The sequence below is a fragment of the uncultured Gimesia sp. genome, from assembly GCF_937910335.1.
Taxonomy (GTDB): domain Bacteria; phylum Planctomycetota; class Planctomycetia; order Planctomycetales; family Planctomycetaceae; genus Gimesia.
This window is the reverse complement of record NZ_CALEMX010000438.1, coordinates 1-7,919: the sequence shown is the minus strand read 5'-3', so window position 1 is coordinate 7,919 and position 7,919 is coordinate 1. Positions and strand designations below refer to the sequence as shown.

9 protein-coding genes are annotated in these 7,919 nt (G+C 45.8%); 2 read left to right on the top strand and 7 right to left on the bottom strand.

The genetic code is table 11. From position 1 onward, the window contains the following. Positions 1–9 precede the first annotated feature (9 nt). Positions 10–330, bottom strand: coding sequence for a hypothetical protein (locus Q0668_RS17325; protein WP_298866899.1), 321 nt, complete (start codon positions 328–330; stop codon positions 10–12). A gap of 766 nt (positions 331–1,096) precedes the next feature. Between Q0668_RS17325 and Q0668_RS17320 the strand changes: the two genes are divergently transcribed. Further along, entirely contained in the window at positions 1,097–2,029 is a 933-nt protein-coding gene (locus tag Q0668_RS17320) for a TIM barrel protein (RefSeq protein WP_298866897.1), read from the top strand. 70 nt (positions 2,030–2,099) lie between these two features. Here the strand turns inward: Q0668_RS17320 and Q0668_RS17315 are convergent, their stop codons facing one another. The 3 genes from Q0668_RS17315 to Q0668_RS17305 all read right to left on the bottom strand — a co-directional run bounded on the left by Q0668_RS17315 (position 2,100) and on the right by Q0668_RS17305 (position 4,176). Then, on the bottom strand, positions 2,100–2,543 hold the full coding sequence (locus Q0668_RS17315; RefSeq protein ID WP_298866895.1) for a nuclear transport factor 2 family protein: 444 nt from the start codon (positions 2,541–2,543) through the stop codon (positions 2,100–2,102). A 73-nt stretch (positions 2,544–2,616) separates the two neighbouring features. After that, positions 2,617–3,159 carry a dihydrofolate reductase family protein gene (locus Q0668_RS17310; protein ID WP_298866893.1) on the bottom strand — a complete coding sequence of 181 codons (543 nt, stop codon included), beginning with the start codon at positions 3,157–3,159 and terminating at the stop codon, positions 2,617–2,619. A 27-nt stretch (positions 3,160–3,186) separates the two neighbouring features. After that, positions 3,187–4,176 carry a metallophosphoesterase gene (locus Q0668_RS17305; RefSeq protein ID WP_298866891.1) on the bottom strand — a complete coding sequence of 330 codons (990 nt, stop codon included), beginning with the start codon at positions 4,174–4,176 and terminating at the stop codon, positions 3,187–3,189. Positions 4,177–4,370: 194 nt separating this feature from the next. Between Q0668_RS17305 and Q0668_RS17300 the strand changes: the two genes are divergently transcribed. Further along, complete coding sequence (locus Q0668_RS17300) at positions 4,371–4,577, top strand: hypothetical protein (protein WP_298866889.1); 207 nt, start codon at positions 4,371–4,373, stop codon at positions 4,575–4,577. A gap of 44 nt (positions 4,578–4,621) precedes the next feature. Here Q0668_RS17300 and Q0668_RS17295 read toward each other — a convergent pair whose 3' ends face one another. From Q0668_RS17295 to Q0668_RS17285, 3 genes are all read right to left on the bottom strand, one after another. Further along, positions 4,622–5,764, bottom strand: a complete 1,143-nt coding sequence (locus tag Q0668_RS17295; protein ID WP_298866887.1) for a lactonase family protein — start codon at positions 5,762–5,764, stop codon at positions 4,622–4,624. A gap of 89 nt (positions 5,765–5,853) precedes the next feature. Next, the gene (locus Q0668_RS17290) at positions 5,854–6,183 is read right to left on the bottom strand and encodes a rhodanese-like domain-containing protein (protein ID WP_298866886.1); all 330 of its coding nucleotides are present in this window, start codon (positions 6,181–6,183) and stop codon (positions 5,854–5,856) included. Positions 6,184–6,260: 77 nt separating this feature from the next. Then, complete coding sequence (locus Q0668_RS17285; protein WP_298866884.1) at positions 6,261–7,742, bottom strand: sulfatase; 1,482 nt, start codon at positions 7,740–7,742, stop codon at positions 6,261–6,263. Between the last annotated feature and the right edge of the window lie 177 nt (positions 7,743–7,919).

Here is a 7,919-nt window from a genome sequence, read left to right as displayed (position 1 = left end):
CGTCCATACTTAATTCCTTGATTTCAAGGAATTATTAGAGGAACCCTTAAGATAGGGCTGAGGTGAACTTTGGGTGCGAGTTTCTGTCACAGAAGCAGCTGGGTCTAGAGAATGATTTGGCAACTGACTGACAGCAAGCATATCCTGCTGTGATTGGGAAAGCGTTCCCAGTCCCTGAAGAACATCAAGGTACTCGTAATAGGACTGTCTGGCTTGTGGATCATTTTCCAGTTGCTGCTGTAACTCAAGATGCTTTTCAGCCGAAATTTCATTGGAGACGAGGGCGTCAAAGAGTTCGTAGAGTTCTTTTTGAGACTTAATTGGTTCCACTTTACTGCGACCCTTCGATCGTTAATTTTTATTTTCTTGCAACGAGTCAGCCTTCGACGAACACTAAGTTGAAGACATTGAAAATACTCATGTTAGACAAGGGGTCGGGTAGAATACGTCATAACCTTAATTTTTACAAATGGTTACGATCATGATTTCTCAGGCATGCAAATTATGAATTTAGGCAGGTCAGAGAAAGATGCGCACTCATTGCTTTCGTACGTACCAAATCACTTTATTATGAATCACATTATTTGATAAGAACAAAGTGTAATCACTGGGATTTTATAAATCCATATTTCTCTACCTACTATTGTCATTCTATTCACCTCATATACTGCTTTAATTAATAATTTAACTGAAATGTTTTGTGATTTAGCGTTCACTACTTAACTTATTAGGGACTTATGGTTTATTGAGAACTAAGTCAAAACACTCTTTCTGAAATCAGGAGACTGAATTTGTGTTCTCCAAGTTCAACCTGGGTTAACTCGTTGATTCACTACAAACCGAGGGGATTAAGCTGAAGTTGGTTCCCCCCAACTTCTGGAAAATCTACATATACGGGTTATCAGTCTGAGAATCGAGTTCAAGCATATGATTTAGGAATGGCACATAGGAATGCCCTCACGTTTTACAAAATGACGCGTATTCAAATTTCGAGTTTTTTATTACATCGATCTTCCAATTAAGATAGGATTTCAGCGAGGAATCTTAATTACGAACGATCTGAACTGATTATTCCGCCTCAGGCAGGAGAAGTGAAATGGACTTAACCAGACGAAATTTTCTCTATACAGGCAGCGGTGCTTTCGTGGCCCCTTTTCTGGGAACGATTGCTCAGGCAAGAGTGAATATAAAAGAACCAACTGCGAAATCACTCGATGAGAGTATTGGCGTGACCACATCTTCGATGACCTATCAGATGTCAGCCAAGCCGGCGAAAGGGAAAATGACTCTGCTGGAGCTGCCACATATTCTGCGGAATGAATTGGGGATGCGGGTGATTGATCTGAATACGTCTACTTTGGCATCCACGGATAAAAAATATCTGGATCAAGTTCGCGCTGCAGCAGACAAGGCGGGCTGCGTTCTTACCAATTTGAAAATGAACCAGCGCAATCTCGATATGAACAGCGACGACGCAGCAGTTCGTAATAAAGCACTCACCACTTACAAAAAATCAATCGATGTCGCCTCCGATCTGGGATTGAAATGGGCGCGACCCTTGCCGTTGGCCAAGCGGCCTGATATGAAAATTCATGTCGCCAGCTATCGGGAGTTGTGCGACTACGGTGCCGAGCGTAATGTGCAAATGCTCGTCGAAAATTATGGTTGGATGCAAAACGACCCGGCTTCGGTGGTAAAGCTGATCAAAGCGATCGGTGATAATGTGGCGGCTTGCCCCGATACCGGAAACTGGGATAGCAATGCTCTCCGTTATGCCGGCTTGAAAGAAACATTCCCCATTGCCGTCACCTGCGATTTCAAAGCCCGCGCGATGGGACCTGAAGGGGAGCACGCACTATACGATCTTAAACGTTGTTTTGAGATTGGTTGGAAGGCCGGCTTTCGCGGCCCGTGGTGCTTTGAGCATGCTCACAAAGATCGAAAGATACTCTTCCGTGATCTAGCGATGTTACGCGACATGCTGCAAGCCTGGATGAAAGCGGCAACAAAAGAGAAAGCCTCTTCTTAGCAGCGAAGAAACTTTTTATTCCCGGTTCCCGATTTGAATTCTTAAACCGGAAACGTGATCTGAAACAAGATCAGGGCAGCGGAGTTTCCTGGTAGGATGTTTCAATCCATTTTCCATTCCGTTTGACCCAGGATTCCAGAATCTGTACGTGTTTTGTGAGTTCCTTGCCTGCAAATGTTCCTTCAATATTTGCTTCATATGTGATGAGGGCAGTTCGGGGCGTTGTGTGAATTATCTTTTTGTGTTCCGCTTCGAATTTTGTGAGTTTCAGTTCCGGAAGCGCTTTTAACTGATCTGCGCGATTAAAAAATTGGAAAGCAGGAGCTATCGACAAATGATTGGGATCGGTCATCTCTCGAATGGTCTCTTTATCCCGTTTTGAAAAAGCCATGTCCAGTTTCTTGACGGCTTTGAGAAGCTCTGCGTTTTGCGCTTCTGTTTTTTCTTCCGCAAACAATGCAGTACTCATAATGAGACTGAAAATTGTGACGAGGGTTCTATAGGAAATTGACATGGTCTGTTCCTTTTAAGTAGATACTTATGTTAAAAAAATGTCGTACAAACATTCTTCTTCTGCAAACGCTTTGTCAGGGGATCAATTCGTATTTGCTTTCTACAAAGCCATTTTCAAATGAGGTGGTTTGAACGTGGTGGAAATGTATGTCTTTGTCTAATTTTCCAAACAAGGGAGTCCCGCCGCCAATGAGGACGGGGACTCGGAAAATAGTGAGTTCCTGAATCAGACGCTCTTTGAGAAAACTTTGGATCGTTTTGCCCCCATCAACATAAAGGTGCTGGTGACCCGCTTCTATCAATTCCTGAACCAGTTCGACAGGATGGCACGATTTGGCCTCGACCGTTGACGATAATTTGCTCGGAATTCGAATCTGTTTGCTGGTAAGTACGATCACCCGTTTGTCAGCATAAGGCCACTCCCCGAAAGAAATGACCATGTCAAAAGTCTTGCGTCCTATGACCATGACATCGACGGAATCCAGAAATTCGTGGAAGCCAAAATCTTCGCCCGTTGGATCAGTTTCGCCGTCGGCTCCAGGCAACCAGTCGAGTTCTCCATTTTTTCTGGCGATAAAACCATCCAGGGTGGAGGCAATATAAACGGATACTTTCATAAGATTTCTCCCGATTGGTTACTCGTTTCACAAGTCGATATCAGGTTGTATTGGTGGTTTTTCTTCTGCAATATTGTAATCGCGTTCTTCAACAGAGGGATGTCCTAATGGGCCGAAGGTGCCAAATTCTTCGCATTGATCGTTGCCAAGAATAAACTTTACATCGATGCCCTCATTTGTGACATCGCAGCGGTGGAAGCCGAAGCGCGTGTCTGCTTCGGGCCAGCGTTCAGAAAGTTGCCCTGTATTACCCGCTGGTTGTGTGCGATACAGGCGGATGTTATCCACAATTTGCACGGGACGTCCCGTATGAACGTGGCCACAAAATAGAATTTCGACGTTGGCTGCTTTTAGGATTTCCCACATTCGCTGGCGATGAGGAGGGTCGATCGAGAAGTACCAGTTATCATATTCATCTCCCTTGGTTAGATCCCAGGCGGGTTCATCAGGGTGTTCCATAAAAGGCCAATAATGCATGACGGCGACATGATGTTTTGCCGGGGGCAGATGGGGGAGTCGTTCCATCATGTTCCAGAAGCGTTGTTCGTGTGGCAATCCTGTGCCTGCGAGGGCGGCGTAGAATCCCGTGAAGCGAACGTCACGATGCAGAAACGACCATTGCAACGGGCCAAAATAGTTGCTGAATAAATCCAGGCGTTTGGCCGTCATATTTAAGTCAGGGTCATGCCAGCCCAGTCCTTTGGGGTCCCAGCGATTTTTGACTCCATTTTGAGAAGCATGTTTATTGCCGACATCCATGTTGCCGGGAATCACAAACGTAGGGAAGGGCAGCGTATCGAGGTCTTCTCGGGCCTGTTGATACTCAAATTCATGTGTGTCGCCATCCCGTGTCAGATCGCCGCCATGCAAGAGTAGATCCGCATCAATGCCAGCAATCTGTTGCTTGATCGCCGCCCAGCGTTTGTTGATGGCAGGGCGGAAACGATACGAGCGGGCCGTTCCCATATGGCTGTCGTTGACATGCAAAAACGACCAATTATGCTCAGGATAATTCATGAAAGTCCTGTTTAATTTAATATTCGACTATGAAATCACGGTTGACGATATCACGGTTGGCAATTGCTATTGCATCGCTGGGAATGAATGAATAACAATACAGTGATAAAGCCTAAATGATATCGGTGCTCCTCTCGCTGGCTTTTCATTCTACTTGATACAATCGATGGTACGATTAAAAAAGGTCATAAACGATGGTTTGCACACATTTAAAAGAACTCTATCAACTTTGTGAAAAAAATCAGTTGAGAATCGGCGGCACTGATCTCGTTCACATTATCTGTAAACAATGTGAACAGGAAGAGACCTGCCCCTCCACTTTGATGGATGAATACGATTCCAGGTTCCCGGAAACTGAAGAGAAAGCGGAATCTAAGCCAGGCACCGATCACTCGGGCTGAAATCGTTTGCAATTAAAGTATCGATCCGAAAAACCGGTCAGGGATTATCGAATCATAATGCAGGATGGCATGGGCATGGAAATCGGCTCACCCACTGCAGTCAGTTTTCCGGTTTTATCATCAATTTGAAACACGACCACATTATTGCCGGGCATATTCGCGCAGAGCAGGAATTTACCGTCCGCTGTAATCGCCAGGTTTTGTGGTCCCTTGCCTAAACTCGGTTCAATTTCGAGTAAAGACAATTTTCCGTCATCATCAATTTCATAAGCGGCAATGCTGTCATGCCCACGATTCGTTCCATAAAGAAAACGACCATTGGGCGTGATTTTCAAATCGGCAGTATGGCTCGTGCCAGTAAAATCTTCAGGAACGGTTGAGATCGTATCTCGTTCAATGAGTGTGCCGGTCTTTGGATCGTAGGAGAAATGACTTACTGAGTTTTTGAGCTCATTGATAACGTAAAGTTGTTTACCATCGGGATGGAACGTCATGTGTCTCGGTCCACCACCGGGCACCGTTCTTACATAAGGTTGTGGACTGGGAGAAAGTTTGGCCGTTTCCGGATCGATTTGAAAAGACAATACTTTATCAATTCCTAAATCGGCGGCGAAAACAAATTTCTGATCGGGACTGATCACAATGCTATGGGCATGTGGTTCGTTCTGGCGTTTGGTGTCAACGCTGGAACCTTTATGTTGAATAATGGATACCGCTTCTCCCAGAGAACCATCTGCTTTGACGGGTAAAGAAGCGACGTTACCAGAAGAATAATTGGCGACAACAACAGCTTTACCTGACTTGTCGATGTCCAGGTAACACGAAGCTGTGCCATGAGATGATTGTTGATTCAAAAACTTTAATTTACCGCTGCGGCCTTCTAATTTGAAAGCGGCGACATTTTCATTATCTTTGCCACCAAATTTTTCCGCGTTGATGGAATAGAGATACTTGTTGTCTGGTGAAACGGTCATGAAAAAGGGATGCTCGACTTCTGTGTTGCGTGCGACCTCTTTCAATTCGCCCGTTTTGGGATTCATTTGAAAGGCGTGAATGGCTCCTTTTTCGCCGGGGGCAAAAGCCGAGATGAATACGAGTGGCTCTTCGGCTGCTGCTTTCTGGGCAGTATTGCTGAAAACCATGCCTGCAAGAAGAGGAAGCATAAACAGTACTTGTTCGTATGACATTGGAAACTCCCGTTGTGGGGTCAAAGGTGAAAAGTTCGAAGTTGTAATCAAATTATATCAAGCTGAAATTACGACTGCCACGCTAGCGCTCAATATCGCAGTTTAGAATTGTCAATCTGACAGGACCAGGCATCAATGCCTCCCTGCATACTTTTGACGTTTGTAAAACCTTCCTGTAACATCCAGGACGTTACCTGCATACTGCGCATACCATGATGGCAGAAGACAATGATCTCTTCAGAGCGATGTTTATCCAGTTCGGAGACGCGCTGCTGAATTTCGCTCATGGGTAACAGTTGGGATTCTGCAATGTTAACAGTATCGTACTCGTCCTGCTCTCGGCAATCGAGCAATAAAAAACGATGGTTACTGTCAAGTTTTTGTTTGACTGTCTGGCAGTCAATTTCCAGGGGATCCATCAAAGGCTTTCAGTAAAGAGGTTTCGTATTCTATCCAGCATTCGGAGAGCTGAATGGTTTGGAGTATTTTGTGTCAATTATTTGGTGGATATTGTCTTCAACGTCGGGGGAACCGGGTTGTCAATCTTTCCTGGTTTGCGTTGATTGGCGCCCGGACGCTTGCTATCCCCCAGATCAGCGCGTCCTTTTTCTGCGAGTGCCATTAGTTCTTTCACGATTTCAGGATGCTGATCGGCAACATTGTGCTCGGAACTAATATCTATCACCACATTAAATAGAAGTGGTTTCGTACTTTGACCCTTTTTAAAGTGCGGGTGTCTGCTGAATTCTTTGAGTGGCACGAATAATTTCCAGGGGCCTTTACGCACGGCCTGTAACTGATCCATGGCATAATAGTAAAAGACATCATAAGGCGTTTTGGCACCAGGTTTGCCTTCAATCAACGGGAGAATGTCATGACCATCAATGATACGATCCTGGGGTACTTTGCCATCAGCCAGATCTGCAAAGGTAGGCAAGAGGTCCATCGTGGTTGCCAGTTCGTTGCACACGGTTCCCTCTGGGACTTTGCCCGGCCACCACATGATTGTAGGCACGCGGAATGCACCTTCTGAAGTGGTATAGCCACGTCCGTACAAAGGCTTGTTCGTGCCTCGCTCTGTCGTTTCCATATTCCTGGCCATCGGCGACCCATTGTCTGACGTCCAGATGACGAGTGTATTCTCATCGATATCCAGCTCAACCAGTTTGTCTAGAATTTGACCGGTTGACCAATCGAGTTCTTCGATACTATCTCCCCAAGGACCATTTTTACTTTTGCCACGGAACCCTTTGCTGGAGAAAGGTTCTTTTGTACTGCCGGGCATGGCTTGCGGAAAATAGAGGAAGAAAGGCTGGTCTTTATTTTGTTCGATAAATTCAACGGCTTTCTCAGTGTAGTCCTTGGTCAGCAAATTACGATCAACGCCCGCTGCAATGACTTTATCATTCAGCATGACGGGCAGAGGAGGCCAGCGGTTTCCATCCAGTCGATCGCCAATACGTTTTCCAACGGCTTGTGTCATATCGTCGCTGTAAGGAATGCCGTAGAAGTAGTCAAAACCTTGCTTGGTTGGCAGGAACGGAGGTTGATCTCCCAAATGCCATTTTCCGATCATGCCGGTTTTGTAACCTTGTTTTTTTAAGACTTCCGCGACTGTGACTTCCTCTGGATTTAATCCGTAAGGAGAAATAGGACGTAGTACTTGACCGTCGCGAGGATTCCAATGCATGCCCACCCGTTGAGAATAACAGCCCGTCATAATCGAGGCCCGCGAGGGAGTGCACACGCCGGCGGTGACACAGAAGTGTGTAAACTTACGACCTTCCCGGGCCATGCGGTTTAAACAAGGGGTGCGGTTGACTGTGGACCCGAACGGTTCAATGTCACCATATCCCAGATTATCACAGAAGATGACGATGAAGTTAGGGCGTTTCGCCTGTGATGCTGCAGAGACCGACGAGGCTGGTACCACCGACAGCAAGCTTGCCAGACAGAAAAAAGGGATCAAATATTTCACGGGAGAATCCTTTGTAACTATGCTTCAATCAGACCTTGAAGAGACCGTCTATGTAGGGGTGAACGATATCGGCTGGGGAGATCCCGCCATTCTTTCTTAAATAGTACACCGACTGTTTCCAAAATAAAACCGGACAAACTCTGAAATGGATTGTGAATCACGTCAGGATTCGCATAA

Excerpts from the sequence above, each read along its gene's own strand:
- Q0668_RS17300 (WP_298866889.1), top strand. The coding sequence starts at position 4,371 with ATGGTTTGCACACATTTAAAAGAACTCTATCAACTTTGTGAAAAAAAT.
- Q0668_RS17310 (WP_298866893.1), bottom strand. The coding sequence starts at position 3,159 with ATGAAAGTATCCGTTTATATTGCCTCCACCCTGGATGGTTTTATCGCC.
- Q0668_RS17320 (WP_298866897.1), top strand. The coding sequence starts at position 1,097 with ATGGACTTAACCAGACGAAATTTTCTCTATACAGGCAGCGGTGCTTTC.
- Q0668_RS17295 (WP_298866887.1), bottom strand. The coding sequence starts at position 5,764 with ATGTCATACGAACAAGTACTGTTTATGCTTCCTCTTCTTGCAGGCATG.
- Q0668_RS17305 (WP_298866891.1), bottom strand. The coding sequence starts at position 4,176 with ATGAATTATCCTGAGCATAATTGGTCGTTTTTGCATGTCAACGACAGC.
- Q0668_RS17290 (WP_298866886.1), bottom strand. The coding sequence starts at position 6,183 with ATGGATCCCCTGGAAATTGACTGCCAGACAGTCAAACAAAAACTTGAC.
- Q0668_RS17315 (WP_298866895.1), bottom strand. The coding sequence starts at position 2,543 with ATGTCAATTTCCTATAGAACCCTCGTCACAATTTTCAGTCTCATTATG.